We start from the raw sequence: 26,165 nt of genomic DNA on the forward strand, positions 1-26,165 counted from the left end.
CGCCGCGAGGCGCCCGTCTGGTATCATTCGGCCGCGATTGCGGTCGGCGTTTCTTCTTCGTGCTGATGCTTTTCCTTGCGCTTGCCAAGACGACCGACGAAGTCGTTCAGACGGTTCATCTCGAGGAAGATGACCGGCGTGATGAACAGCGTCAGGATCTGCGAGACGACAAGGCCGCCGACGACGGCAATACCGAGCGGTTGGCGCAGTTCCGAGCTGGCGCCGCCACCGACGGCGATCGGCAGCGCGCCGAGCAGGGCGCAGAAGGTCGTCATCATGATCGGACGGAAACGGCGCACACAGGCTTCATGGATCGCTTCCGCAGGCGATATGCCGGGGGTCGATCGAAGCGTCTCCAGCGCCACGTCGATCATCATGATCGCGTTTTTCTTGACGATACCGATCAGCATCAGCAGACCGATGAGCGCGATGATCGACAGGTCGAAGCCGAAGACCTTCAGGGCAAGCAGTGCGCCGAGAGCGGCGGCCGGCAGGCCGGAAAGAATGGTCAGCGGATGGATGAAGCTCTCGTAGAGAACGCCGAGAACCACATAGATCGTCAGCACGGCGGCAAGGATCAGGTAAGGCGTGCTGCCCTGCGACTGCTGGAAGATCTGGGCGGTACCGCCGTAGGACGTGAAGACGTCCGCCGGCATGTTGAGATCCTTCTTGATCTGCTCGATCTGCGCCGTTGCGTCGCCGAGTGCTTCGCCGGCTGGCAGGTTGAAGGAAACGGTGGTCGAAACGAGCTGGCCGGTCTGGTTGATGGTGACGGGGCCGGTCGTGCGCTGGACATGGGCGAAGTTCGATAGGGGCACCAGGGCTCCGCTTGCGGAAGCAATCTGGATTTCCTGTAGCTTCTGGTCGTCCCAGGGCTTGCTGGTATCGAACTCGACAATCACGTCATAGCTGTCGCCGGTCGACTGGATCTGTGCCGCGGTATAACCGCCGAAGCCTTCTTCCAGCGAGGTGCGCAACTGATTGTTGTTGATCCCGTATTGCGCTGCCTTTTCGGTATCGACGACGATATTGGCCTGCAATGCATTGTTCTGCTCGTCCGAGGCGACGTCCGTGAAGCGCGGGTCGCGGCGCATCGCATCCTCGATCTTATTGGCCCAGAGATTGGTCTGGTCGGCGCTGAGCGCCTGGACGACGAGCTGATACTGGCTGGCGGTCTGACGGCCACCGAAGCGGAGGCTTTGCTGGGGCGTGATATAGGCCTTCAGGCCGGCAATCTTGCTGATGCTGGCGCGCAGCTCCCGCAGGGTATTGTCCAGCGGCTCCCGCTGATCCTTTGCCTTGAGTTCCACATACATCGTGCCGTTATTAAGCGGCTGACGTGCATTGCCGCCGACGATGGACATGACATGGGCGACGGCCGGATTCTGTTTTACGAGTGCTGCAGCCTGGTTCTGCAGGTCCTGCATCGCCGGATAGGAAATATCCTGGCGAGCCTGCGTCGAGATCGTCAGGCGGCCAATATCTTCCGTCGGGAAGAAGCTCGCCGGCAGGACCATGAAGAGGTATGCCGAGAGGGCAACCGAGCCGAGGAAGCTCAGGAGCACCGTGCCGCGGTGGCGAAGACACCAGGCGACGCCCTTGTCGTAGCCGCGCTGGGTCCAGTCGAAGCCGGCGTTGAAGAGACGCACCGGATAGGGAGGCTCTCCATGGCCCGCCGACAGGCGCGAGCTGAGCATGGGGGTGACGGTGAGCGATACGATCGCGGAAGACACGATGGCGATGGCGACGACCATGCCGAACTCGTTGAAGATACGGCCGACGACGCCGCCCATCAGCAGGATCGGAATGAACACGGCGATTAGCGAAATCGACATCGATATGATGGTATAGCTGACTTCCGCCGAGCCCTTGAGCGCCGCCTGCAGCACAGGCATGCCCTCTTCGACATGTCGCAATATGTTCTCAAGCATGACGATGGCGTCGTCCACCACGAGACCGACCGCGAGTGTCAATCCGAGCAGCGAGATATTATCGATGCTGTATCCGAGAATATACATCATGCCGAAGGTCGCGATCAGCGACAGCGGCACGGCGAGGCCGGGGATGATCGTTGCCGTAACGTGACCGGTGAAGAGATAGATGACCAGCACGACGAGGCCGATCGTCAGCATCAGCGTGAATTTGACGTCTGAAATCGCGTCGCGGATCGGCTGCGCCGAATCGTTCATAACGGTCGTCTTCACCGAGGCCGGGATTTCCGCGTGTAGTTGCGGCAGTTTGGCGTTGATGGCGTCGACCACATCGACCGTATTGGCATCCGGCTGGCGCTGGATGGCAAGAATGATCGCCCGCTTGCCGTCATACCAGGAGCCGGCATTGGTATTTTCCACGCTGTCCTGAACGTCCGCGACATCGCTGAGATGGATCGGCGCGCCGTTCGGGTTGGCGATGACAAGCGAACGGAACTCCGCAGCATTGGTGCGCTGCGTATCGGAGTTGATGGTCATGCTCTGCGAATTGTTCTGCAGAGTGCCCACCGGAACCTGGCTGTTGGCGTTGACCAGCGCATTGTTGACAGTATCGATGCCGATGCTGCGGTCCTGCAGCTTGGCGGGATCGACTTCGACGCGCACGGCATAGGTTTGGGCGCCGAACACCGTCACTTCCGCCACGCCGGGAAGAGTGGACAGCGACGGCGAGATGATGTCTTCGGCGATTTCATCAAGCTTGCTGCGCGGCATCGTATCGCTCTGCACCGCCAGCAGCATGACCGGCGCATCGGCCGGGTTAGTCTTGCGATAGCTCGGCGGCACCGTCAGGTTATCGGGCAATTGCCGAGTCGCGTGCGAGATTGCCGCCTGGACGTCAGCCGCAGCGGCGTCGATATCGCGGTTCAGGTCGAATTGCAGCACGATGCTGGTGTTGCCGAGCGAGTTCGTCGAGGAGATTTCGCTGATGCCCGGGATGGTCTCGAACTGCTTGATCAGCGGCGTCGAAACCGAAGTCGCCATGGTCTGCGGCGAAGCGCCTGTTAGCTGCGCAGTGACGTTGATGGTCGGAAAGTCGACCTGCGGCAAGGCGGCAACGGGCACGAGGCGATAGCCCGCCCAGCCTGCCATGACCACCCCCAAGGCCAGAAGCGTCGTCGCGACCGGCCGGCTGATGCAGAAGCTGGGGATCATTGCTGCGCTCCGACAGAGATCGTTTCGGTTTTCTGACCCGACTGATCGTCAGCCGAGGCGACTTTCTGCGGCGTGGCATCGCTGAATTGCTCGTTCACGCTCTGGCCATCGTTCAACTGCACCTGTCCCTCGGTCACGACATGGTCGCCTTCCGAAAGGCCCTTGGCGATCGCAGTGTACCCGCCGTTCTGGCGCGCGACGGTGACCGGCGTCATGTGCACCTTGTTGTCCTTGACGACAAAGGCAAAGAAGCCATCGGGGCCGGGGCTGATCGCAACCGTCGGCGTGACGAGAACAGGCTGGTTGTCGTTGAAGTGTACGACGATGTTGACCGACTGGCCGGGCCAGATGGCGCCGTTGGCATTGTTGAACTTCGCCTTGGCGAGGATCGTGCCGGATGCGGCATCGACCTGGTTGTCATAGAAGCTCATGGCGCCTTGGCGCGACTTGCCCTCAGCCGACCGGGGCACGGTGCTGACGGGAACGGTCCCGGCCTTCATCGCTTCCTCCAGTTCGCGCAAATGGCTCTCCTGCAGGTGGAACTTGACGTAGATCGGATCGTATTGGGCGATCGATACGATGGCCGTGCCGGGGCTCACGTAAGCACCGACGCTGAGGGCGACATCGCCGAGACGGCCATCATAGGGCGCGCGGATTTCGGTGTGCTCGAGCAGCACCTGATCGGATGCGAGCTGTGCCTTGTCGCCATTGACCGTTGCGGCGGCGGTGTCGCGTGCCGCGACGGCCTGGTCTACCGTCTGCTGCGTGCCGGCTCCGTTGAGAAGGGTCTTGGCCCGCGTCAGGGCCGCTTCGGCTTCCGTGAGCGTCGCCTGGTCCTTGATAAGGTTTGCCTGGTCCTTATCGACGGAGGCCTGGGCCGTGCGCGGATCGAGCTTTGCGATCAGGTCACCGGCCTTGATCATGGCGCCATCCTGAGCTTCAATCGAGGTGATAATGCCGGATTCCTGCGCGGCAATCGTCGTCGTATCTTGCGCATCAGCCCAGCCGGTGGCGGTTACGTCGTTGGGGAGCGTCGTTTTCGTGACTGCTACGGTCTTGACCACCTGGGGCGCGATCTGACGCTTGCCGTGGCCGCCGGCATCCGCTGCCTTGCTGCTATCCTCGGTCTTGGCGGATGCTTTATCGACCAAAGCGGACATAAAGGGGATACGGTCACGGTAGCTCCAGACTGCAAGAGCTGCGACAACGAGAAGGCCGAGAGAGAGCCAAAATTTCTTCATATTTAAAAACCGGTCGAGGCGAGTTGCAGGAAAATGCGGTGACCTCGAGGTGGGTTTGTTGCAACGCACAAAAGACGCGTTCTGCCATCACCCATCACATCGCCGTTACCGCTAACGTTCGGTATTCTGTCCCTATAACGTGTATTGATGAACGCTAGTTCGCAGTAACCTACCACCGGTTCGACAGGGTGAAAAATTAACAGTTGGAAAGCTTTGCCGGTATGCTTCCGTTTGCAGTGCAATAAATGGCCGAAATGACTATTTTTTGATTGCCGTTCTGTAATAAAAGCGCGGCAATGCTGATCTTTTGCCCTTACCCACCCGGAAACGGGAGGGTTGAAGCCCAATATTAGCCTATCTGTTTCTCACGTAATTGTGTTCGGGCGGATCGCGCCTCCAAAGGCGAAGTCCCTCGTTCGCCGCTTTTGTCCTCAGAGCGAGCGCGCCGCGCCGCCGTCGCAGCGGATCATCGAACCCGTGACATAGCTTGCAGGTTCGCTGCAAAGAAAGGCGGCCGTCGCCGCGAATTCTTCGATCGAGCCGTAGCGGCCGGCGGGAATGCGTTGTTGCCGCTCGGCTTGGATGTCCTCCAGGTTTTTGCCGGTACGTTTGGCCGCTGCGCTGTCAAGGTCGGCCAGCCGGTCGGTGGCGATGCTACCCGGCAACAGCATATTCACGGTAATGCCATGCGCCGCCACCTCGGCGGCCAATGTCTTGCTCCAACCGGCAAGCGCGGGACGCAGCGTATTTGAAAGTGCCAGATTAGGGATCGGTTCGATGATGCCGGAGGAGGCAACGGTCAGGATGCGTCCCCAACCTTGTGCCTTCATGCCGGGAAGCAGCGCATTGGTCAGTGTGATGACCCGCGCCACCATCGATAGGAAATAGGTTTCCAGCCGGTCGGCGGTCATATCTTCCGACGTTCCCGGGGTTGGCCCGCCGGTATTGTTGACGAGGATGTCGAGGCCGCCGAGCTTGTCGGTCACGGCCTTGCTGACGGTCTCGACGAACATCTCGTCGTTGAGATCGGCCCAGATCCAATCGGCCCGACCTTTCCCTTCGGCGTTGATGGCCTTGCAATTGCTCTCCAGCCTCTCGCCGCTGCGGCCGCAAAGCAGGACATTCGCCCCCTCGCGTGCCAGCGCCACGGCAATGCCGTGGCCAAGTCCCTTGGACGAAGCCAGAACCAGTGCCCGCTTTCCTTTGATGCCGAGATCCATATTGTTCATCCTTTACGCTGCCCGGATATTTCCATGGGTTTTATAGAATGCCGCGAGCGCTTTTTGAAAGCCGATAAACAGCAGGCGAAAGCAGCTAGATATTGATGTTGACGTAAGAGGAATATAATTTCCGGGCCGGTTGTGCGAATTGGAGGATCGGCTGTCGCTTCCCGGCTCGACAATCCTCTCCCGTTTTGACAAGAGATAGCCGAAACGGGAAGACGTCCAAAAAGGGACAAGGCCGCGCGCCACCAATCGGAGCCTGGCCAATGGGAGACAGAGTGAATGACCGACGCTAGCGAGCTGCCAGAACGCGAAAGCATGGAATTCGACGTGGTGATCGTCGGTGCGGGGCCGGCTGGTCTTGCGGCCGCGATCCGTCTGAAGCAGGTCAATCCCGATCTGACCGTCGTCGTGCTCGAGAAGGGCGCGGAAGTCGGCGCCCATATCCTGTCGGGTGCCGTCGTCGATCCCATTGGCATCGACCGGCTGCTGCCCGGCTGGCGCCAAGAAGACGGCCATCCTTTCAAGACCAAGGTGACGGACGATCACTTCCTGGTGCTCGGACCGGCCGGCTCCGTCCGCCTGCCGAATGCGCTGATGCCGCCGCTGATGAACAATCACGGCAATTATATCGTCTCGCTCGGCAACGTCTGTCGCTGGCTCGCCGAAAAGGCGGAGGCCCTCGGTGTCGAGATCTATCCCGGCTTTGCCGCCACCGAAGTGCTTTACAATGACGAAGGTGCCGTCATCGGTGTTGCCACCGGCGACATGGGTATCGACAAGAACGGCGAGCCCGGCCCGAACTATACCCGCGGCATGGCGCTGCTCGGCAGATATACCCTCATCGGCGAAGGCGTGCGCGGTTCGCTTGCCAAGCAGCTGATTGCCCGGTTCAAGCTCGATGAGGGACGTGACGTACCGAAGTTCGGCATCGGCCTCAAGGAACTCTGGCAGGTGAAGCCCGAGCACCACAAACAGGGCCTGGTGCAGCATTCCTTCGGCTGGCCTTTGGGCATGAAGACCGGCGGCGGTTCGTTCCTCTATCACCTCGAAGACAATCTCGTCGCCGTCGGCTTCGTCGTGCACCTGAATTACAAGAACCCCTATCTCTATCCCTTCGAGGAGTTCCAGCGCTTCAAGACGCACCCGGCGATCCGCTCCACCTTCGAGGGCGGCAAGCGCCTCTCCTATGGGGCGCGCGCCATCACCGAAGGCGGCTGGCAGTCGGTGCCGAAGCTTTCCTTCCCCGGCGGGGCGCTGATCGGCTGTTCGGCCGGTTTCGTCAACGTGCCGCGCATCAAGGGCAGCCACAATGCGGTGCTGTCGGGCATGCTGGCGGCCGACAAGATCGCCGCGGCGATCGCCGCCGGCCGCGCCAATGACGAAGTGATCGAGATCGAGAACGAATGGCGCAGCACCGACATCGGCCGCGACCTGAAGAAGGTCCGCAACGTCAAGCCGCTATGGTCGAAGTTCGGCACGGCGGTCGGGGTGGCGCTCGGCGGTCTCGACATGTGGACGAACACGCTGTTCGGCTTCTCCTTCTTCGGCACGCTGAAACACGGTAAGACCGATGCCCAGTCACTGGAGCCGGCCGCCCAGCACAAGCCGATTTCCTATCCGAAGCCGGACGGCGCTCTGACCTTCGATCGTCTCTCGTCGGTGTTCCTGTCGAACACCAATCATGAGGAAGACCAGCCGGTGCATCTCAAGGTCAAGGACATGGACCTGCAGAAGCTTTCCGAGCACGACATCTATGCCGGCCCGTCGACGCGCTACTGTCCGGCTGGCGTCTATGAGTGGGTGGAAAAGGACGGCAAGGACACCTTCGTCATCAACGCCCAGAACTGCGTGCACTGCAAGACCTGCGACATCAAGGACCCCAACCAGAACATCAACTGGGTGCCGCCGCAGGGCGGCGAGGGGCCGGTCTATCCGAATATGTGATGACCATGGGAGAGATCGGGCGAGACGCATACGCAATCCGCCTTGCCCGCTCTGCTGACCTGGAGTGTATGGCGGAAATCGAGATCGATGCCTTCGCAACTCTCGGCCGGGCGCTCGGCAGGGAGGATGATGGCAGGACCGTGCCGCGCCAGAAGCTGGAGACGTCGCTCGATGCGAAGCTGCTGTTCGTGGCGGTGGACCATCTGGACCAACCCTTCGCCTTCGCCGCCGGGGCCGAGCTTTATGACACAGTCTATGTCATGGAGATCGACGTCATGCAGCGTTGGCAGCGAAAGGGCGTTGGGCGGCGCCTGATGCTGGGCATGATCGAGGCGGCGCGGATGCAGGGCGCATCAGGTGTCACACTGACGACAGATCGTTATGTGCCGTTCAACGCGCCGTTTTACACCTCGCTTGGATTTCGAGTGCTGGATGAGCCTGAAATGCCGGCGGGGCTTTTTGAGATTCTAAAATTCGAGATCGACCATGGCGGCGATCTCGAAAGGCGGGTCGCCATGGCGCTGTGGTTCTGAGCAGGGCTTTTCCGGCTACAACAACGCGGCAATTCTGAGATTTTCGGCAACGCGCTGTAGCCGCTTGTCGCGCGTCCAGAGATAGGTGCCAGGTGTCAATATTGCCGCCGCCGCCAGGTGAGCATCGACATAGCCAATGCCCATACCTTGTAATCTATTGCTCCGGATAAAATAAAGAACGTCATCATCTGGCGCCTTTGAAATCTGATACAACCGGCTCAGACTTCTCATAACAAGATCATATTGCCTCAGGTTTCCGAGGCTGATCTCACCGATCACGACGGGATGGATGAGAACCTGTTTCTGCTCCAATAAAGACTGAAGTTTAGCGTCCAGCGAATGAAAATGATCGATCCAAATCGACGTATCGACCAAGATCATTCGACACCAAACCGACGACGAGGAGGGGCCGCAATATCTGGTTCCGTGCCGCCAAGGCGTATAAGCGTTCTGGCAGCTTCTCGCTCGATAAGCGCTTTCAACGCCTCGCGCACGATCGCTGAGGTCTCAGCCAATTCCGTGACTTCGCGCGCGTCCGCGAGCAATTTGTCATCAATGGTTACTGTGGTCCGCATTAACATGCTCCTTTGTCATCAAAATTAGCATCAGATGATGCCGCTATCAACGCGGAAGGCTGCCCGAGGGCAGCCTTCAATTCATCGTACTGATCGCCGTATTCACTTCCTCGACAAGACTCCCGTCGAAAGCGCGACCCCCATGCCCGTGACAACCGCCGCTGCAATTTCGGCAGCACCGATCGGCTCGGCAAGCAGCAGGCCGCCGCCGAAGGTGGCGAGAACGGGCGTGATGGCGGTGAAGGCTGCAGCTTGTGTGCCGCCAAGAGCCTGGACGGCGAGACCGTAGGCGAGCGTGGCGGCGAGGCCGGAAAGCAGGCCTTGGCTGACGACCTGCAGGCCGATTTCCGGCAGCGGGATAGAGGCGAGCGAGCTGCCGAAGATCAGAGCCAGGCCGACATGAATAAGGAACGACCAGATGGCGATGATGGCGCTTGCCTGGATGGCGTTCAGGCCAGAGCGGCGGAACGCGTGGGTGTAGCCGGCCCAGAGCAAAGCGCCGAGCGGCAGAAGTGTGAAGCTGATCCAGGACATCTCCACGCCGGAAAGACTGCGCGCCAGGAGGATGACGACGCCGGCGACAATACCGCCGAGGCCGAGCCAGCGGGTGATGTCGGGCCGCTCGCGAAACAGCAACACGCCAATAAGCGCAGCCGCCAGCGGCATGGAGCCGCCAAGCAGAATACCGGCCGAAGCGGCGGGCGTGGAGTGGATTGCGAAGGTCGTCAACTGGAAGAAGAGCGCGCCGGCGCCGCAGACCATCAGTGCCAATAGCTTCAGCGACACGCCCTTGGGCAGCAGCCCGGTCCGCAGCCAGACGGGAGAAAGCACCAATGCCGGAATACCATAGCGGATCAGGCCGAGGTCGATCGTGCCCATCTGCGTTTCCGCGGTGTGGCGGGTGGCAAGAATCCAGTTAGCCCAGATCAAGACCGTAACGATGGCGCCTGCATAACCGATTGTGGCAGGCATCGTTTTGCGGGAGGAGAGTGTCAAAGCAGTCATCGACGTATCCTTTCGAACCGTCCGGATCATCATCCGGTTGAAGAAAAGATAGCGCCGAAAGCCGAGGCATGTCCTTGCTAGTTATGGCTCACAGAACATGCTATGAGCAATAATCTGCCAATCTGGAATATAAAGCTTCGCAAAAATGCCAAAACTGGACAAATTTGATATTGCCATCCTCAACTGCCTGCAGGAGGATGCGCGCGCCACCAATGTCGAGATTGCCGAGCGCGTGAATCTCTCGCCATCACCCTGTTTGAGGCGCATTCGCAATCTGGAAAAATCGGGTCTGCTGCGTGGCTATCGCGCCGATATCGACCGCAAGGAGGCTGGCCTCGGGCTGACGGTTTTCGTCGAGCTCAAGGTTGGGCATCACTCCAAGGAAAATTCGGAGGCGCAGCAGGCAGCGCTGCTCGCTATTCCCGAAATCGTCTCCTGCCACTTGATTTCGGGAGCAGCGGATTTTCTGGCGGAAGTTGTCGTCGCGGATCTGGCCGCCTATGAGAAGGTGATGTCGGAAAAGCTTCTGACGCTCCCCGGCGTCTCCGACCTGCGCTCGAATTTCGCGATCCGCAGCATCAAGACCAACGGCGCCCTCAAGCTGCCGCAGCCGGATTGAAAATGAAAAGGGCCGTCGCCGGCCCTTTCGTAGTCAAGATTTTATTGTCCTCAAAGCATCGTGCCGCTGAGGATCAGCAGTGCGACCGAGAAATAGATCACCAGCCCGGTGACGTCGACCAGCGTTGCGACGAATGGCGCCGATGCACTGGCCGGGTCGAGGCGCAGCTTCTGTAGCGCGAAGGGCAACATGGAGCCGGCCAGCGAACCGAACATGACGATGCCGATCAAGGCGGCGAACACGGTAACGCCGACCAACTGCCAATGCGGACCATAGTCGAAAAGACCGATGGTCTGCCAAAGCACGATGCGGGCAAAGCCGACGAGGCCCAGAATGGAGCCAAGCACGATGCCGGTCGGCAGTTCGCGCAAGGCGACACGCCACCAATCGGACAGCTTGAGTTCGCCGAGCGCCAGTGCCCGGATGATCAGCGAGGTCGCCTGCGAGCCGGAATTGCCGCCCGAGCTCATGATCAGCGGGATGAACAGCGTCAGCACGACAGCCTTCTCCAACTCGCCTTCGAAATGCTGCATGGCGCTGGCCGTCAGCATTTCGCCGAGGAAGAGGGCGGCCAGCCAGCCGGCGCGCTTGCGGATCATGCCCGCGAAGCTGATCTTCATATAGGGCTGACCGAGGGCTTCCATACCGCCGAATTTCTGTGCGGCTTCGGTCGTATCGGCGATCATCGTATCGATGACATCGTCGACCGTCACAATGCCGAGCATCAGGCCGTTTTCGTCGACGACCGGCAGAGCGAGCAGGTCGTGTCGGCGGATCAGCCGGGCGACATCCTCCTGCTTCATCAGCGCAGGCGCGGTGACCGGCGTACCCTTCTGTGCCACGGTCAGAATGCAGGCATCGGGCTGGCCGGTGATGAGACGGCGCAGCGTCACGACATGCAGCAGCACGTGGGTGTCGTCATCGAGCACATAGATCGCATAGACCGTTTCGCGGGAGCGCTCGACCTGGCGCACGTGGTCGAGCGTCTGCGCAACCGTCCAGGTGGCGAACACGCTAACGAATTCCGTCGTCATGATGCCGCCGGCTGTGCGCGGCGGATAACCCATCAAGCCCTGGATTGCGACACGAACCGGCTCGTCAAGAGTGGCAAACAGCCGGGCGCGCGCGTCGCCGTCCAGTTCGAGAAGAATGTCGGCCACGCGGTCATTGGACATGCCGTGCAGCAGCCGTGCGGCATCCGCATTGGTCATGACCTCGAGAATGGCAGCGGCGTTACGCAGTTCCGGCCGATCGAGAATGCGAACGGCCCGCTCCTCCGGCATCTTGACCAGAATGCGTGCGGCTTCGCTGGCCTCGAGCGCGTTCAGCGACTCAACGCGTTCTGCAATGGTAAGGGCGCGATTATTATTAATAAATGCACGAGCGGCATTGCCAGCCCGCATGGGGAAGCTGTTGATATTCATTATAGCTCGCCTTTCCGGTCGATCCGCCGTCGTGGCAGATCGTGGCGAGCCGACAGGAGTCGGTTACAGCACGAATGCCACTGACGGCAAAGGCAATCGACTACTACTGTCGCTAGGCATCGTAAGATGGCTCCGGTTAATCGGTATGGAAAACACGGGTTCCCCACACGGGAGAAGTCGCTCCGAAGAGCCGAAAAGTCAAGGGGCGCCGACGGCTAATGCCATAATGTCGCATGCAATTTTTCGTTTGGCGGCTAAAGGCTTGTGCGTTGCAGCAATCGCTATTGCAAAAATGTCAAAAAAGTAGACGGCCGGGTGGTGTGCACCCGGCCGATCGATGGGAATGAGTGGGTTCAGAAGCCGGTCAGAACGACCCTTGCTTTCCATGTCGCCTGTCTTAGGCGTTACGGCCGTTGCGCTCCAAAGCGACTGATATTCCGAAAACGATCAGACCGAAGACAGAAAGCACCGCGCCGACATAGCCTGTCGACGCTGCGGTGAAGCCCCAGGAGATCACCAGGCCGCCAAGCCAGGCGCCGAGCGCATTGGCGATGTTGAAGGCCGAATGGTTGGAGGCGGCGGCCAGCGTCTGCGCATCGGCCGCGACATCCATAAGACGTGTCTGCACCGCTGGGCAGGCGGCAAAACCGCAGCCGATGAGGAAAACGCAGAGGCAGAGCATCACAGGATTTGCAGCCGTCAGCGAAAACAGCGTCATGATGACGACGTTGAAGACCATCATGCCGCCGATCGTGCCCTTGAGCGACAGATCGCCGAGGCGCGAGCCGACAACATTGCCGACATTCATGCCGATGCCGAAGAGCGCCAGCACGACCGGCACCATGCCCGTTCCCAAGCCGGCAACCTGCGTCGTCGTCGTCGCGACATAGCTGAAGATCGAGAACATGCCGCCAAAACCGACTGCGGCGATACCGAGCGTCAGCCACACCTGGATGCGGCGAAGAGCACCCAGCTCGCGGGCGATGCTCGCGCCCTCCTCGACCTTGTCCTTGGGCAGGAACAGGGCAATGAGCAGCATGGTCACGAGGCCGACGCCGCCGACCATCATGAAGGCTGCCCGCCAGTTCAGAAGCTGGCCGAGGAAAGTGGCGATCGGCGTGCCGATCAGGGTGGCGATGGTGAGCCCGAGCATGACCTGACCGACGGCACGTACGCGGCGATGGACCGGTACCATCGAGGCGGCCACAAGCGCCGCAACGCCGAAATAGGCGCCATGCGGCAGGCCGGTGATGAAACGCAGAGCCGTGAAGCTTTCGAAGGTCGGAGCCAGAGCGCTGGAAATATTGCCGGCTGCGAAGATCGCCATCATCAGCAGAAGCAGAGTACGCCGCGCCATCTTAGCGGCGAGAACGGCGATGATCGGTGCGCCGACAACGACGCCGAGCGCATAGGCACTGATGACGTGGCCTGCTTCCGGAGTCGTAACGCCAAAGGTATCGGCGACCTCTGGCAACAGGCCCATGATGACGAATTCGCCCGTGCCGATGCCGAAGCTTCCGACCGCGAGCGCCAGCGTCACAAGGGCGATCGCCGTGCGTGACGGGGCTTCGAGGCTGGATGGCGAATCGATGAGGTCGACAGCGATATCGCTCACGAAAACTCCTTGGCGGCGATGCAGAAAGTGCCGCGAAGCGGGCAACGGGCAGGGAAAACCGGGGTTCGGCCTCGGACACACGATGCGGAATGAAAGACGGGAAAGGCATGAATATGCCTCAATTAATACTATGAATCAGGGGGATGACGCTGTCGCGTGCATTTTTTGCAGCGCAGCATGTCGCCCTGCGCATAAGTCCTCGCGAGGTTATCGCGCGATCTAGTATACGCATCGACTGTCGTAGCCGGGCCCGAAAATGCTTGAAATCGCCTTGGTCGAAACCATTTCTGGACTAACAGGTGCAGGGAGCAGATTTTTCTTGAGACAGATTCAACGAGAAAACCGGGAGCCTCGATGAAACTGATCGGCTTTTTCAATCGCGACGGCGGCACGTTCAAGACGACGGACATGGATGCCTACGAAATGAAGGCGGAGCAGGTTTTCAGGGATGCCGGCCACGATTTCGAAGGCCTGGTCGTGTCGGGCAGCGAAGTTGTTGCGGCCATGGAGCGCGCGGCGCGGCGCGACGATATCGACGGCATCGTTGCCGGCGGCGGTGACGGCACGATTTCGGCGGCCGCCGCGGTCGCTTGGAAAAACGGCGTCGCCCTCGGTGTCATACCCGCCGGCACCATGAACCTCTTTGCGCGCTCGCTCCGACTGCCACTCGATATCTGGCAGGTATTGGACGTGCTGGCGACAGGCGAGGTCGATCAAGTGGATATCGGCAGCGCCAACAGCCGACCCTTCATTCACCAGTTTTCCGCCGGAATGCATGCGCGCATGGTGCGTTATCGCAACGCCTATACCTATCGTTCGCGTTTCGGCAAGATGACGGCCAGCATTCGCGCTGCCTTGGGTGTCGTCTTCAACCCGCCGGAATTCGATGTCGATTTCGAAGCCGAGGGCGTTCGCGAGCGCCGGCACGTGTCGGCGATTTCCGTGTCCAACAACCCTTTTGGCCCAAACACGCTGCTGTATGCCGACGACCTGCGCGGCGGCGAACTGGGCTTTTATACGGCGCGGCCATTGCGGCCGCTCGGCGTTGCACGGCTCGCCATCGATATGCTGCGGGGCAGGTTTCGCGAGAACGCCGACGTCATGGTCATGCATGCGCGCGAAGTGCACCTGCATTTCCCGAAGCTGCGCAACCGGGCGAATTGCGTCTTGGATGGCGAGCTGCGGCCGCTGGAACGCGACATTGCGCTCAAACTTCATGCCGGCGAGCTGAAGGTGATGGTCAAGCAGGGCACGGCCGCGCGGGTTGCCGACGAAGACTCGATCAGCCGTGCGGTCGTCTGACATCCGTCAAAGGCGCGGCAGATATGTCCGGTAGTCAAAATCGGATACGGTGCGCAGGTAGCGGACCGCTTCCTTGTGCTTCGTATCGCCGTAGAGCTTCTGGTATCGCTCCCCGAAAATATCGGCGGTGAAAGGGGAGGCGCGGAAGCGCTCGACGGCGGTCAGAAAATCATGCGTCAGGCGCGGTGCATTTGCCGGCACATGGCTTGGCGTTGTCTCTTCGCCGGGGTCGAGTTCGTTCTGCAATCCAAGCAACATGCCCCCGAGGATTGCCGCCAGCATGAGATATGGATTGGCATCGGCGCCGGCGACGCGGTGCTCGACGCGGGCACCCGGGCCGTCCTTTTCGGGGATGCGGACCGCAGTTCCACGATGACCGTAGCCCCAGGTGAGGTCCACGGGCGCGAACGAGCCCGGCTGGAAGCGGCGATAGGAATTGGCATAGGGCGCAAAGACCAGTTGCGCATCCTGCAGGGTCTGCAGCAGACCGGCGCAGATCGATTTTAGCCGCAATGGCTCGCCGCCGGCTGCGTCGAGAATATTGCGGCCGTCTTCGTCGACGATGCTGGCGTGCACATGCAGCCCTGAGCCAGCGTGATCGGTATAGGGTTTTGCCATGCAGGTCGATTTGAGACCGTGCTTGCGCGCCGCCTGCTCGGCCAGTCGCTTCAAGGCCACGCAATCATCGGCGGCGGCGAGCGCGTCGGGGCGATGCAGCAGATTGACCTCGAACTGGCCGGGGCCGAATTCCGCCGTCGTCGCGTCTGCCGGCAGGCCCTGCGCTTTCGCATAGGCGCGCAGAGTTTCGAGATAATCGCCGAGCAGATCGACGGCATCCATGTCGTAAAGCTGATAGCCGTTCGGCGCGCCACGATACAACAGTGCCGGCGGCGGCGAGGGGACGCCGCGCTCGCGCCAGTCGCCGGCGAGAAGATAGAATTCCAGCTCGGTGGCAACGACCGGCGTTAAACCCAGCGCTTTATAGCGGTCGACAACGGCGGTAAGAATGGCGCGCGGGTCCTGGAAACTTGGGCTGCCGTCGAGTTCATGCATGGTGGCCAGCACCTGCTTCGATCCCGGCGCCGCCCAGGGCATATCTGCAAGAGTGCGCGGATCGGCGACGCAGGTGCCATCGGGATCGCCGATCGTCAGCGACAGCCCGGTGAGGTCGTCATTGTCGTCGCCCCAGATGTCCAGGGATTGTGTCGAGGTTGGCAGGCGCACCGCACCGGACCAGACCTTCTTTTCTGCCGCCATCGGGATCTGCTTGCCGCGCAGCCGGCCGTTCATGTCCGAGATCAGCACCTCGATGCGCGCGTTACCTTCGGTTGCGTTGTCGGCCGCCATGCTCTTGTAAATCCCCAATGCTCACGGCATGGTCGTAAACGATCGAGGTCAGCCTTTCAATCCGACAGGGATTCTGCAAACCATGTCCGACACTTCCAGCCGTTCCAATCTCGCCGCCGTCGATGCCGCTCACCATCTCCATCCCTTTGCGGACATGAAGAAGTTGAATGCCGACGGCGCCCGGATCATCCAGCGCGGCGAGGGCGTCTATATCTTCGACAGCAACGGCAAGAAATATCTCGACGGCTTTGCCGGCCTCTGGTGCGTCAATATCGGCTATGGACGAACGGAAATCGCCGATGCCGCGATACGCCAGATGAACGAGCTGCCCTATTACAACACCTTCTTCGGCACCACGACCACGCCGGCCACGCTTCTGTCCGAGAAGGTCTGCGCCTATGCCGGGCCGCATTTCAATCATGTCTTCTTCACCAATTCCGGCTCCGAAGCCAATGACACTTGGTTCCGCATGGCGCGTGTCTATTGGAGTGCGGTGGGCAAGCCGACAAAGAAGACCGTTATCGCCCGCCGCAATGGCTATCACGGTTCCACCGTTGCCGGCGCCAGCATGGGTGGCATGAAATACATGCATGAGCAGGGCGACCTGCCGATCCCCGGCGTTGTCCATATCGGCCAGCCCTATTGGTATGTCGAGGGCGGCGACCTCTCTCCAGAGGTGTTCGGCCTCAAGGCCGCTCGCGAGCTGGAAGAAAAGATCGATGAGCTGGGCGAGGACAATGTCGCCGCCTTCATCGCCGAGCCGGTCCAAGGGGCAGGCGGCGTCATCATTCCACCCTCGACCTATTGGCCGGAGATCGCCCGCATCTGCAAGGCGAGGAATATCCTGCTCGTCTGCGACGAGGTGATCTGCGGCTTCGGAAGGCTCGGTTCATGGTTCGGTTATCAGCATTTCGGCGTCGAGCCCGATCTCGCGCCGATCGCCAAGGGCCTGTCTTCCGGCTACCTGCCGATCGGCGGCGTGCTGGTCAGCGATCCCATCGCCGATGTCCTGATCAACCAGGTGGGCGAGTTCAACCACGGCTTCACCTATTCCGGCCATCCGGTCTGCGCCGCCGCTGCGCTGGAAAATCTAAGGATCATCGAGGACGAGGGGTTGGTCGAGCGCGTTCGCGACGACATCGGGCCCTATTTCGCCAAGGCGTGGGGCAGCCTGGCGGATCACGATATGGTCGGCGAAGCTGTCAGCATCGGGCTGATGGGCGCGCTGCAACTTGCCGCCGACAAATCCACGCGCCGTCGCTTCGAGAAGCCGGATGCGATCGGCTCCGCCGTGCGCAATCATGCTCTGACCAACGGTCTCGTGCTGCGCGCGACAGCCGACCGAATGCTGGCCTCGCCGCCGCTGATCATCAGCCATGAGGAAGTGGATGCAATGGTGCGCATCACGCGGCTGGCGCTCGACGCGATGTGGGCGGAGATGAAGCCGTAGAGCAATTCCAGGAAAAGTGCGCAGCGGTTTTCCGTCTGGAATGCGTAAAAACAAAGAGATAGAGCGGGAAAGCGATTCCGTGAAATGCTGAACCGCTCTAGTCAGCTCTTATCCGCTAGGGATGGCGGATCCCATTTGCCCACCTTGTGCAAGGCTAGCGTTAGCCCCGCGACGTGAATGCTCTGGATCATCTTACCCTCCAGGGCCAGTCCGATGGCTTGCCGGATCGGCATGCGGATAAGCCGCGTGCGTTCCGTCGGATCGTCCGCGGGTTTCGTGGCGATTTCGACATTGCGGGCGAGCACGATATGGGAAAGGTTCGAGTGTGTGGCCGGATTGGGTGCAAGGGCGCCGACATACTCCCATTCGGAAGCAGAGAGGCCGGTTTCTTCCCTCAGCTCGCGCGCAGCAGCCTCGATCGGGTTGGCATCGCTGGCATCCATTGCACCTCCCGGCACTTCCAATGAGACGACACCGAGAGCATGCCGATACTGTTGGAGCAGGTAGATATTATCCTCCGCATCGAGCGCCACCACCTCGACCCAATCGGGATATTCCAGCACGTAATAGGGGGCAATCTCCACGCCCTCCGCGGTCACACAGGCGTCGGCTCTGACTTTCAGCCATCGGTCGTGAAGCAGATGGATGGAGCTTTTGACTTGCCATGGCGGCAGATCATCGGGATCGGGCAAGATGCTCGTGCGCGTGTCGGTCTGGTCCATGAGCGGCTCCCGCGTTGAAAATCAAAAGATGGGCGGTGATCCCCGCAGATCGGGTGATTGGCCCTTATTTCGGATAGATCCAGGAATAGGCGAAAGACGCCAGGTCGCCGGGTTTGCCGTGAATGTACTGCACGTCCGCGAGCTTGATGTCCGGCGTCGCATATTGGGCGCCAAGCGTATCGTGCAGCCAGTTTGCCAAGGGTGCCGGCACGCCGGCATCGTTCTTTCCCGGCCGCCAAACGACGAGGATCGGCTTGTCGGCATTCCATTCGTAATCTGCCTTCAGATTTCCGAAAAACAGCGACATGGCCGGCACATCGGGCAGTTGCAAATGCAGATTGCCAGCCGGCAGCCAATTGTCTGTCAGTACCAGTCCCGGCTTTTTTCCCTCCGTCGCCACGGCTTGGCTGACGAAGGCGGGGTAGGGCGTGTTGTAGTGGTCATAGGAGCCGAAGAGCGTCGGAAAGATCACGCGGATCAACAACAGCGCCGGGATGATCAGCATCATCGCCAGCGGTATATAGAAGAAGCGCTTGCCGAAATCCGACGCCTTGATGCCAGCCACTTCCATCTTCAGGCACAGATAGATCGGCAGCAGGAACAGGAAGGGCAGCAGCCAGCGGTCCCGCAGCGCCGTCATGCCGATGCCGACGATCAGGATCAGCACCAGCACGGCGATGGCAGCAAACAGGATCTCGAAAAAGCGGGTCCATTCGTTCGACCGCCCCAGATTCTTGAAGAGGCTCTTGCCAAAGACCAATGAATAGATGACGAGCGTCGGCGCGCAGATGACGACGACCAATTTCACGAATTCCAGCGGCCCCTTCACCAGCTTGGCAAAGGCGCTTTCCGGCGCATCCTGCTCCATGATCCCCAGGGTCCGTCCCGAGGCAAGGTCGAGATTGTGGATCAGCCAGAGCCCGTGCGGCAGGAAGATCAATAGGGAGATCAGCAGGGTCAGCAGAAATCGCTTATCGAAGAGGCGCGCGCGCCCCTGCGGATGCATCAGGACGGCAATGACTGCGGCGGCGGCAAGCAGGGCGAAATTATATTTCGACAGCATGCCGAGACCGAGCGCGACGCCGGTGAACACATAGGAGCCCAGGCTCGGCGCCTTCAGCGTGCGAATTGCACCATAGAGGAAGAGATTGATGGTCAGGAGCTGGGCGACCGTATGCGTCAGGTCGCGCTGCGCCTCCCAGAAGAGCTGCGGGATCGTCAGCAACGATAGTGTGGCGATCGCCGCGAAAACCTTATCGGACAACACCAGCTTCGCCAGCTTGTAGTAGCTGAAGAAGACCAGAAACAGCACGATGTTCTTGACGATGGAAATCGCCGCCAGCGACAGTCCGAAGACGGACACCACCAGCGCCTGCACCCAATTATAGAGCGGCGGCTGGGAATCGTAGCCGAGTGTCAGCCATTGTGAGAACAGCGCCTGCTGAGACTCGTCGTAGCGCATGCCATGCGGCATGGCGAGCCGCACCAGAAATTCCAGAGCGAAGTAACCGGCAAGCAGAAGGATGATGGTATCCGGTCGGCGGACCAGAAGCCTATGCATCCTGACTATCCCGATCGAATATCTTGCGGACGATATAGTTCGGCGACAGGTCGTCGCGATAATAGATGCGCGCGATCATCTCGGCCAGGATGCCCGTGGTGATCATCTGCACCGACGACAGCAGGAGCACGACGCCGACCAGCAACAGCGGCCTGTTGCCGATATCGTCGCCGAAGATGAACTTGGCGATGAAGAGCCACAGCAGGATCAGGCCAGCGAGCGCCCCGAGGCCAAGGCCGAGAGAGCCGAAGAAGTGCCCCGGCCGCGCCTTGTAGCGCATGAAGAACATCACGGACAACAGGTCAAGGATGACGCGGAATGTGCGCGAAATCCCATATTTCGATATGCCGTGCTGGCGCGCATGATGGGTAACCACCATTTCGCCGATACGCGAGCTCGGCACGACACCCGCGACCCAGGCCGGGATGAAGCGGTGCATCTCACCCATCAGCTTCACTTGCTTGATGATCGAGGCGCGGTAGATTTTCAGGCTGCAGCCATAGTCGTGCAATTTGACGCCGGTGATGCGGCCGATGAGGTAGTTGGCGCACCAGGAGGGAATCTTGCGCAGCAAAAGCCCGTCCTGACGGTTCTTGCGCCAGCCGACGAGCAGGTCGAGCTGCCGCCGCTCCAATTCCTCGACCATCGCGGGGATATCCTTCGGGTCGTTCTGCAGGTCGCCGTCCATGGTGGCGATCAGCCGGCCGGTGGCGGTGTCGATGCCGGCCTGCATTGCGGCAGTCTGGCCGAAATTGCGCTGAAGCTCGACGATGCGCAGCGTCAGTCCCTCGCGTCCGATCGAGCGGCGTGCATTGGCAAGCGTTGCATCGGTGCTGCCGTCGTCGATCAGGATCAGTTCCCAGGGCTTGGTGAAGCCCGCCATGGCGGAACAGATCCGCTCGATCAGCGGTCCGACGCTTTCTTCCTCGTTAAAGACGGGCACGACCAGCGAAAGCTCAATGGCACTTACCGTGTCGGTCAGGGGGCGGATCGACTCTGCCGTTGTCTGCAACTCTTCTTTCTCCTAAAAGACCGGCAGAACCGGCCGGACGGAACGAGCGACATGTCCGGCGTCAGCCTCCGCTCGCATTTGGTGCCTTAACTACATGAAGACTCCGATGGTTGCCAGCCGACAGAACTGGTTTATTCGCAACCGCATGACGCTGCTGACATTGGCCGTCGTCCTCGCCTATGCCGCCTTTATCGAGTGGTTCTGGGGCTGGAGTTCGATCCTGGCGCAATGGGGCAATGTGGGTGCCCTGCCCATTCTTCTGGCAATGGCGCTCCTGACCAGCACCTACTTCCTTCGCACCTGGCGCATCTACGATTATTTCCCGAAGGAGACCGGCGGTCATTTTACCGCACTCTTCCGTGTGACGCAGGTCCATAATCTCCTCAACATCATGATGCCCTTCCGCACCGGCGAAACCAGCTTTCCAGTGCTGATGCGCTCCGAATTTGGCATTCCGCTGGCGCGCGGCACCTCGGCGCTGCTCGTCATGCGGCTGCTCGACCTGCATGCGTTGCTTGCCGCAGCAGGTGTCGGCCTGGCGCTCGCTTCGCCCTATCATGCTCTCGCCTGGGTTCTATGGCTTGCTTTCCTGCTTGTACCGGTCGCCGTTTTTGTCCTGCGCCGCCCGCTGATCAAATTCGCCGGCAAGGCATTGCCGAAGAAGGCGCAGGGACTGGTGCATGAACTGGAACGCGGCCTGCCGGCTAATGGCACTGCCTTTGCCCGCGCCTGGCTGACAACGGTCGTCAATTGGCTGGTGAAGGTCGTGGTGCTCGCCTGGGCGCTCCGCCTGATGAATGTCACACCGCTGTCGGCGAGTTTCGGTGGTGCCGTAGGGGGCGAGCTTTCCTCTGTGCTGCCGGTGCATGCGCCCGGCGGTGTCGGCACCTATCCGGCCGGTATCACCGCCGGCGCGATCGCTTTCGGAGCTCCCGGACAAAAGGCCGCGCTCGACAATCTGGCCCAGGCAAGCATCAGCGCGCATCTCCTGATCGTCGTTTCGGCTCTGACCGGGACGGCACTCGCCTTGCTGATCTCAAGGAAGCGCCACGGATAGGCCTATCGTTCGGTTCTGTCGCCAAGCTCCGCCAGCCGCTTGCGCAGGAACGCCTGTTCGGGCGCCTGATGGCAAAACGAAAGCGCCATCTCGTAGGACCGTCGCGCTTCGTCTTTGCGGTTGAGTTGGCGCAGAAAATCGGCCTTCGCCGCATGGGCCAGATGATATCGGGCCAACCGGTCTTCGCTCAGCAGGCCATTGACGATATCAAGCGCGGCCGCCGGCCCATCGCACATTGAAACCGCGACTGCCCGATTGAGTTCGATCACGGGCGACGGATGCGCCACCAGCAACAGATCGTAAAGCGCCACGATCCGCCGCCAGTCCGTCCGCTCCGTGGTTGCCGCGCGTGCATGCTCGGCGGCAATTGCAGCCTGCAGCGCATAGCTGCCGACGCTTTCGCCCGCCATCGCCTCGGCCGCAAAGGCCAGTCCCTCTCGGATTCTCCTGTGGTCCCAGAGCCTGCGATCCTGATCCGCCAGCAGGATGAGATCGCCGGAAGCGCTCGCCCGTGCGAGCCGCCGCGAATCCTGCAGGAGCATCATCGCCAGCAATCCGGCAACCTCCGGATCTGGCAGGAGCTTTAGGAGCAGGCGACCGAGACGGATGGCTTCGGCGGCAAGGTCGGCGCGGATGATTGTTGTGCCAGACGAGGCGGAATAGCCTTCGTTGAAGACGAGATAGATGACATGCAACACCTGCGCCAACCGCTCCGGCAGCTCCGTCTTTGCCGGAACTTCATAGGGAATTCGGGCTGTGCGAATGCGGTTCTTGGCGCGAACGATACGCTGGGCAATCGTCGGCGCGGAAATGAGGAAAGCATGGGCGATCTCTTCCGTCGTCAGGCCGCAGACTTCGCGCAGCGCCATCGCCATCTGCGCCTCCGCCGGGATGAGCGGATGGCAGCAGGTGAAAATCAGCCTGAGCATATCGTCTTCGATTTCTTCGCTTTCGGCCATCTCGAGCATTTCGCCCTCCGGATACAGGCTGTCGACGATGTCGGCCTGTGAGGCATCGAAGCGCGCTCGCCGCCGGATGTGGTCGATCGCTCGAAAGCGGCCGGTCGAAACCAGCCAGGCATAGGGATTGGCCGGCAACGTCTCTTCCGTCCATTGTTGTGCCGCTGCCGCAAAGGCATCGTGAAGGGCCTCTTCCGCCCGGTCGAAATCGCCGAGCAGACGGATCAGCGTCGCAAACACGCGGCGCGATTGGCTGCGGTAGATCTCGTCGATGGTTTCGTTCAGCGACACGGGCGGTCTCTTGCTCTCCTGTCAGGTGCCGGGAAGGGTGAGTATCCGGATCGGGCGGATTTCGATGGCGCCGTGGCGGCCGGAGGGGATGCGTCGGGCAATCTCCATTGCGTCGGCCATATTGGCAGCCTCGACGAGATAGAAGCCGGCCAGATGCTCCTTCGTCTCGACGAAAGGGCCATCCGTTGTAGAAAGTGCCGATCCGCGTGGGCGGATGACAATGGCCTTGTCGGGCGTAGCCAGAGCATCCGAAAGGATCAGCGTGCCCTTCTTCCGCAGGCTCTCGTCATAGGCAAAGTGCTCGGCGATCAAGCTGTCGACCTCGCTGGAGGTCAACGTGCCGTCCACGTCGGCGGACGTGTAGATCAAGCATAGAAACCGCATATCCATGTCCTCCCACCTTATGCCTATTCATTCGGAAACCTGATGTCATAGGCCGCGCGGACCTCGATCATGCCATACTTGGCGACGGGGAACGTGGCGGCAATGCGGGTTGCCTCCTCCATATCCTTCGCCTCGATCAATACGAAGCCGCCAAGATGCTCCTTTATTTCGGCAAAGGGGCCGTCAGTGACGGTGCTCTCGCCCTTGCGTACCCGCACCGTTCTCGCGGTCTCAGGCGCGCGCAATGCGTTTGCCACGACGATATGGCCGCTGTCGCGCAGCCTGTTGTCGTTGTCGATGGATTCCTGCGTCAGCCGCCGGCCTTCTTCCTCGGTGAGGGACATGATCTCGGCAGTTTCGAACCAAACCTGGCAGAGAAATTTCATCGTCGCCTCCTCAAGCCTCAGGACCGAAGGAATAGATCGGCCGCACTTCGATGCTGCCGAGCTTTGCCAGCGGAATGCCTGCGGCGACGCGGATCGCGTCGTTCAGGTCCTTGGCATCGATCAGGATGAAGCCGCCGAGATATTCCTTGGTTTCGATGAAGGGGCCATCCGTGACGGATGTCTCGCCGTTGCGGACCCGTACGGTCACGGCTGAGCTTGGTGATTGCAGGGCCTCGGCGTGGATCATGTGGCCGCTTGCCATCAGATCGCGGTCATAGCCGAGCGAATCCGAATCGAGCCTGTGCTTTTCCTCCTGCGTCATGGCATCGAGCTTCGTGCCGTCGAACCAGACCTGGCAAAGATATTTCATCGCAGCGTCTCCTCTTTCCATTTGCTGACAGCCATAGACGAGTGGTCCGCAAGCAAATCGACATCCCCATCAGCAGCATGACAAAAAATTTCTTCGCTGTCGAAAACGCCCGAGGCCACTCGACAAGGTTCCGTCATCACCAAAGGAGAGACGGACATGCACACCTTGGAAACGGCGTTGGTGAATTACTGGACCAGAAAGACGTTGTCGGAGAAGGATCTGATGGAGACGCCCGATCTCGGCAAGGTCGTTCTTCGCACCATGGCCGGCTTTGCAGCCTTTGCGGTTCTGATCCTCTGCCTCAATTGGATGGCAACGCCGACGATCGACCGGCCGCAGGTCGCGACCGTCGATCAAATAAGGCTGATGCCGGCGGCGAAAGAATAAAGGGCGAGATGCCCGCCCTAACTGAAGTGCGGGATATGTGCCGCAAAACTCCGACTTTTTGCGATCGCGGCTGTCACTTTATCTGGTGGCAAATCGCTTCTTTGCTTCGTCGGTACTCGGCATATAAAGCGAAACGGCATTTCCATCAGGGTCCCGAAACTGAAACGTTGTGTTGCCCCAGGGCATTGTCTTGAGTTCATGCACGAGGGGCACTTTGTCTTTGAGACGAGCATATTCGGCGTCGATATCGTCGACCTGAAACTCCAGGATGAGACTGCGATTGGCGCAAGGTTCAGCGCTGCCTTCCTTCCAGAGCGCAACCGTTTCCGATGAACCAATCGCTAGTACAGCGCCGGGCAAGACTATTTCGGCAAAGACCGGCGCTAGCCACTGCGCTTTCACGTTGGCGATCATCTCGTAGAAAGCGACCAGTTGCTTGATGTCCGCGGTGATGATGCGTGTCGATGCAAATTTCATTGTGGGCTCCTTTTGACATGATGGAGCTTGTCGCACAGCCCTGTTGCCACCATTATGGCAGCAGGAGTCAGCACATGCGTCGAGCAGATCGCCTGTTTCAGATCATTCAAATTCTGCGTCGGAATACCCGGCCGGTGACTGCCGCTAACATTGCGGAAGAACTTGAGGTTTCGAAACGCACCGTTTACCGCGACATTAGCGATCTCGTTGGCCAGAGGGTGCCGATTTCAGGTGAAGCCGGCTTCGGCTATTTGCTCGATTCCGCCTACGACATGCCGCCGCTTATGCTTACGCCCGATGAAATCGAGGCTGTGATATTGGGCGCGCAATGGGTCGCTGGCCATTCCGACACTCTCATCGCCAACGCCGCCCGTGATGTCATCGTCAAAATTGCGGCCGCCGTTCCTGAAAACTTGCGGCCGTTTATCGCCGAGCCAAGCATGGGTGTGAAACCAGGCTCGCGCCCACCAACGGAAATCATTGACATTGCCGACATCCGGGAAGCGATCCGTCAGAGGCGTAAATTGGCGTTGTGCTATCGGGCAGAGAACGGCGAGATAACAGACCGTATTGTGTGGCCGGTTATCCTCGGCTACGCGGAGAGCCATCGTATGCTGGTGGCCTGGTGCGAATTACGCCAGGATTTCAGACACTTCCGCTGCGACAGGATCACTACGGCAATTCTGTGCGACGAAACCATTGGCCTGCGCGCCGGTGAACTCCGTCGTAAGTGGCAGCAATGGAGAGCGGAACAATTCAAGCTACTCCAGACCCCCACTTAGGAAATAGGGCTGCGTTAAAAGCGCTGCACAAAATCCGAGATCGCAACATAAAATCTGGACACTTGATCGGCCGGTGCATCGTTTTCCGGCCAGATCGCGATTAGTTCTTCAAGATTCGTCTTGATCACATGGAAGGTGTCCAGCCCTCCTGCTCACTGCCGATAAAAACGGTGTGGACCATATTGCCGTAGAGGCCGCAGGTAATGGCAAATGGCACGCGATCACACCTCTCAAGTGTGATGCGCGCGCCGGCGCTATGTTCTTCGTCCAAAACAATGACGCCACCTTCTGAACCCTGACGGCCGACCGTCGAACCACCGTCAAAGCTCATCCACGGCACTGCATTTCCTCTG

27 protein-coding genes are annotated in these 26,165 nt (G+C 60.2%); 8 read left to right on the forward strand and 19 right to left on the reverse strand.

The window, feature by feature from the left end; translation table 11 throughout:
* Window positions 1–23: 23 nt before the first annotated feature.
* From QA648_RS03615 to QA648_RS03625, 3 genes are all read right to left on the reverse strand, one after another.
* Window positions 24–3,143 (reverse strand): efflux RND transporter permease subunit, encoded by a 3,120-nt coding sequence (locus tag QA648_RS03615; protein WP_104822463.1) that lies wholly within the window; start codon window positions 3,141–3,143, stop codon window positions 24–26.
* On the reverse strand, window positions 3,140–4,384 hold the full coding sequence (locus tag QA648_RS03620) for an efflux RND transporter periplasmic adaptor subunit (RefSeq protein WP_283049673.1): 1,245 nt from the start codon (window positions 4,382–4,384) through the stop codon (window positions 3,140–3,142). The genes QA648_RS03615 and QA648_RS03620 overlap by 4 nt, the downstream gene beginning before the upstream one ends.
* 431 nt (window positions 4,385–4,815) lie before the next feature.
* Window positions 4,816–5,604, reverse strand: a complete 789-nt coding sequence (locus QA648_RS03625) for an SDR family oxidoreductase (protein WP_283049675.1) — start codon at window positions 5,602–5,604, stop codon at window positions 4,816–4,818.
* A 285-nt stretch (window positions 5,605–5,889) separates the two neighbouring features.
* Between QA648_RS03625 and QA648_RS03630 the strand changes: the two genes are divergently transcribed.
* Together QA648_RS03630 and QA648_RS03635 are read left to right on the forward strand one after the other, a co-directional pair.
* Window positions 5,890–7,554 carry an electron transfer flavoprotein-ubiquinone oxidoreductase gene (locus tag QA648_RS03630; protein ID WP_283049677.1) on the forward strand — a complete coding sequence of 555 codons (1,665 nt, stop codon included), beginning with the start codon at window positions 5,890–5,892 and terminating at the stop codon, window positions 7,552–7,554.
* A 68-nt stretch (window positions 7,555–7,622) separates the two neighbouring features.
* Window positions 7,623–8,087, forward strand: coding sequence for a GNAT family N-acetyltransferase (locus tag QA648_RS03635; RefSeq protein ID WP_283049678.1), 465 nt, complete (start codon window positions 7,623–7,625; stop codon window positions 8,085–8,087).
* 15 nt (window positions 8,088–8,102) lie between these two features.
* On the opposite strand, the gene QA648_RS03640 is transcribed toward QA648_RS03635, so the two are convergent.
* The 3 genes from QA648_RS03640 to QA648_RS03650 all read right to left on the reverse strand — a co-directional run bounded on the left by QA648_RS03640 (window position 8,103) and on the right by QA648_RS03650 (window position 9,667).
* A complete protein-coding gene (locus QA648_RS03640) occupies window positions 8,103–8,468 on the reverse strand; it encodes a PIN domain-containing protein (RefSeq protein ID WP_283049680.1) in 366 nt (121 codons plus the stop codon).
* Window positions 8,465–8,662, reverse strand: coding sequence for a type II toxin-antitoxin system VapB family antitoxin (locus QA648_RS03645; protein WP_104822467.1), 198 nt, complete (start codon window positions 8,660–8,662; stop codon window positions 8,465–8,467). The genes QA648_RS03640 and QA648_RS03645 overlap by 4 nt, the downstream gene beginning before the upstream one ends.
* 102 nt (window positions 8,663–8,764) lie before the next feature.
* Window positions 8,765–9,667, reverse strand: a complete 903-nt coding sequence (locus QA648_RS03650; RefSeq protein ID WP_283049682.1) for a DMT family transporter — start codon at window positions 9,665–9,667, stop codon at window positions 8,765–8,767.
* A gap of 145 nt (window positions 9,668–9,812) precedes the next feature.
* Here QA648_RS03650 and QA648_RS03655 point away from each other — a divergent pair, with 145 nt between their 5' ends.
* On the forward strand, window positions 9,813–10,286 hold the full coding sequence (locus QA648_RS03655; protein ID WP_104822469.1) for an Lrp/AsnC family transcriptional regulator: 474 nt from the start codon (window positions 9,813–9,815) through the stop codon (window positions 10,284–10,286).
* 50 nt (window positions 10,287–10,336) lie between these two features.
* On the opposite strand, the gene mgtE is transcribed toward QA648_RS03655, so the two are convergent.
* The 3 genes from mgtE to QA648_RS03670 all read right to left on the reverse strand — a co-directional run bounded on the left by mgtE (window position 10,337) and on the right by QA648_RS03670 (window position 13,316).
* On the reverse strand, window positions 10,337–11,710 hold the full coding sequence (gene mgtE, locus QA648_RS03660; protein ID WP_104822470.1) for a magnesium transporter: 1,374 nt from the start codon (window positions 11,708–11,710) through the stop codon (window positions 10,337–10,339).
* A gap of 198 nt (window positions 11,711–11,908) precedes the next feature.
* Window positions 11,909–12,097, reverse strand: a complete 189-nt coding sequence (locus tag QA648_RS03665; RefSeq protein ID WP_283049683.1) for a hypothetical protein — start codon at window positions 12,095–12,097, stop codon at window positions 11,909–11,911.
* Window positions 12,098–12,107: 10 nt separating this feature from the next.
* Entirely contained in the window at window positions 12,108–13,316 is a 1,209-nt protein-coding gene (locus QA648_RS03670) for an MFS transporter (RefSeq protein WP_283051205.1), read from the reverse strand.
* A gap of 363 nt (window positions 13,317–13,679) precedes the next feature.
* On the opposite strand from QA648_RS03670, the gene QA648_RS03675 reads away from it, so the two are divergent.
* Window positions 13,680–14,627, forward strand: a complete 948-nt coding sequence (locus tag QA648_RS03675) for a diacylglycerol kinase family protein (RefSeq protein WP_104822472.1) — start codon at window positions 13,680–13,682, stop codon at window positions 14,625–14,627.
* 6 nt (window positions 14,628–14,633) lie between these two features.
* Here QA648_RS03675 and QA648_RS03680 read toward each other — a convergent pair whose 3' ends face one another.
* Entirely contained in the window at window positions 14,634–15,974 is a 1,341-nt protein-coding gene (locus tag QA648_RS03680) for a glutamine synthetase family protein (protein WP_283049684.1), read from the reverse strand.
* Between the two features lie 82 nt (window positions 15,975–16,056).
* On the opposite strand from QA648_RS03680, the gene QA648_RS03685 reads away from it, so the two are divergent.
* Window positions 16,057–17,424: an aspartate aminotransferase family protein gene (locus QA648_RS03685; RefSeq protein WP_283049686.1), complete on the forward strand. Its 1,368-nt coding sequence runs from the start codon at window positions 16,057–16,059 to the stop codon at window positions 17,422–17,424.
* Between the two features lie 101 nt (window positions 17,425–17,525).
* On the opposite strand, the gene QA648_RS03690 is transcribed toward QA648_RS03685, so the two are convergent.
* The 3 genes from QA648_RS03690 to QA648_RS03700 form a co-directional block, all read right to left on the reverse strand.
* Window positions 17,526–18,146, reverse strand: a complete 621-nt coding sequence (locus QA648_RS03690; protein WP_283049689.1) for an NUDIX hydrolase — start codon at window positions 18,144–18,146, stop codon at window positions 17,526–17,528.
* A gap of 64 nt (window positions 18,147–18,210) precedes the next feature.
* A complete protein-coding gene (locus tag QA648_RS03695; RefSeq protein ID WP_283049690.1) occupies window positions 18,211–19,707 on the reverse strand; it encodes a glycosyltransferase family 39 protein in 1,497 nt (498 codons plus the stop codon).
* On the reverse strand, window positions 19,700–20,719 hold the full coding sequence (locus QA648_RS03700) for a glycosyltransferase family 2 protein (protein ID WP_283049691.1): 1,020 nt from the start codon (window positions 20,717–20,719) through the stop codon (window positions 19,700–19,702). Before QA648_RS03700 ends, QA648_RS03695 begins: the two co-directional genes overlap by 8 nt.
* Window positions 20,720–20,813: 94 nt before the next feature.
* Here QA648_RS03700 and QA648_RS03705 point away from each other — a divergent pair, with 94 nt between their 5' ends.
* The gene (locus QA648_RS03705; protein WP_283049692.1) at window positions 20,814–21,776 is read left to right on the forward strand and encodes a lysylphosphatidylglycerol synthase domain-containing protein; all 963 of its coding nucleotides are present in this window, start codon (window positions 20,814–20,816) and stop codon (window positions 21,774–21,776) included.
* Between the two features lie 2 nt (window positions 21,777–21,778).
* Here QA648_RS03705 and QA648_RS03710 read toward each other — a convergent pair whose 3' ends face one another.
* From QA648_RS03710 to QA648_RS03725, 4 genes are read right to left on the reverse strand one after another with little or no spacing between them, the layout of a single operon-like run.
* Complete coding sequence (locus QA648_RS03710; protein WP_283051206.1) at window positions 21,779–23,020, reverse strand: RNA polymerase sigma factor; 1,242 nt, start codon at window positions 23,018–23,020, stop codon at window positions 21,779–21,781.
* A gap of 27 nt (window positions 23,021–23,047) precedes the next feature.
* Window positions 23,048–23,410 carry a YciI family protein gene (locus QA648_RS03715; RefSeq protein WP_283049693.1) on the reverse strand — a complete coding sequence of 121 codons (363 nt, stop codon included), beginning with the start codon at window positions 23,408–23,410 and terminating at the stop codon, window positions 23,048–23,050.
* A gap of 23 nt (window positions 23,411–23,433) precedes the next feature.
* Window positions 23,434–23,796, reverse strand: a complete 363-nt coding sequence (locus tag QA648_RS03720) for a YciI family protein (protein WP_283049694.1) — start codon at window positions 23,794–23,796, stop codon at window positions 23,434–23,436.
* Between the two features lie 10 nt (window positions 23,797–23,806).
* Window positions 23,807–24,166: a YciI family protein gene (locus QA648_RS03725; RefSeq protein ID WP_283049695.1), complete on the reverse strand. Its 360-nt coding sequence runs from the start codon at window positions 24,164–24,166 to the stop codon at window positions 23,807–23,809.
* A gap of 156 nt (window positions 24,167–24,322) precedes the next feature.
* On the opposite strand from QA648_RS03725, the gene QA648_RS03730 reads away from it, so the two are divergent.
* Complete coding sequence (locus QA648_RS03730) at window positions 24,323–24,553, forward strand: hypothetical protein (protein WP_104825036.1); 231 nt, start codon at window positions 24,323–24,325, stop codon at window positions 24,551–24,553.
* A gap of 78 nt (window positions 24,554–24,631) precedes the next feature.
* Here QA648_RS03730 and QA648_RS03735 read toward each other — a convergent pair whose 3' ends face one another.
* Entirely contained in the window at window positions 24,632–25,030 is a 399-nt protein-coding gene (locus QA648_RS03735; RefSeq protein ID WP_104822481.1) for a VOC family protein, read from the reverse strand.
* Between the two features lie 74 nt (window positions 25,031–25,104).
* Between QA648_RS03735 and QA648_RS03740 the strand changes: the two genes are divergently transcribed.
* Window positions 25,105–25,812, forward strand: a complete 708-nt coding sequence (locus QA648_RS03740; protein WP_283049697.1) for a YafY family protein — start codon at window positions 25,105–25,107, stop codon at window positions 25,810–25,812.
* 124 nt (window positions 25,813–25,936) lie between these two features.
* Here the strand turns inward: QA648_RS03740 and QA648_RS03745 are convergent, their stop codons facing one another.
* Window positions 25,937–26,152: a hypothetical protein gene (locus tag QA648_RS03745; RefSeq protein ID WP_283049698.1), complete on the reverse strand. Its 216-nt coding sequence runs from the start codon at window positions 26,150–26,152 to the stop codon at window positions 25,937–25,939.
* Between the last annotated feature and the right edge of the window lie 13 nt (window positions 26,153–26,165).

Origin of the sequence: Rhizobium sp. CB3171, assembly GCF_029714265.1 — a bacterium.
Lineage (GTDB): Bacteria > Pseudomonadota > Alphaproteobacteria > Rhizobiales > Rhizobiaceae > Rhizobium.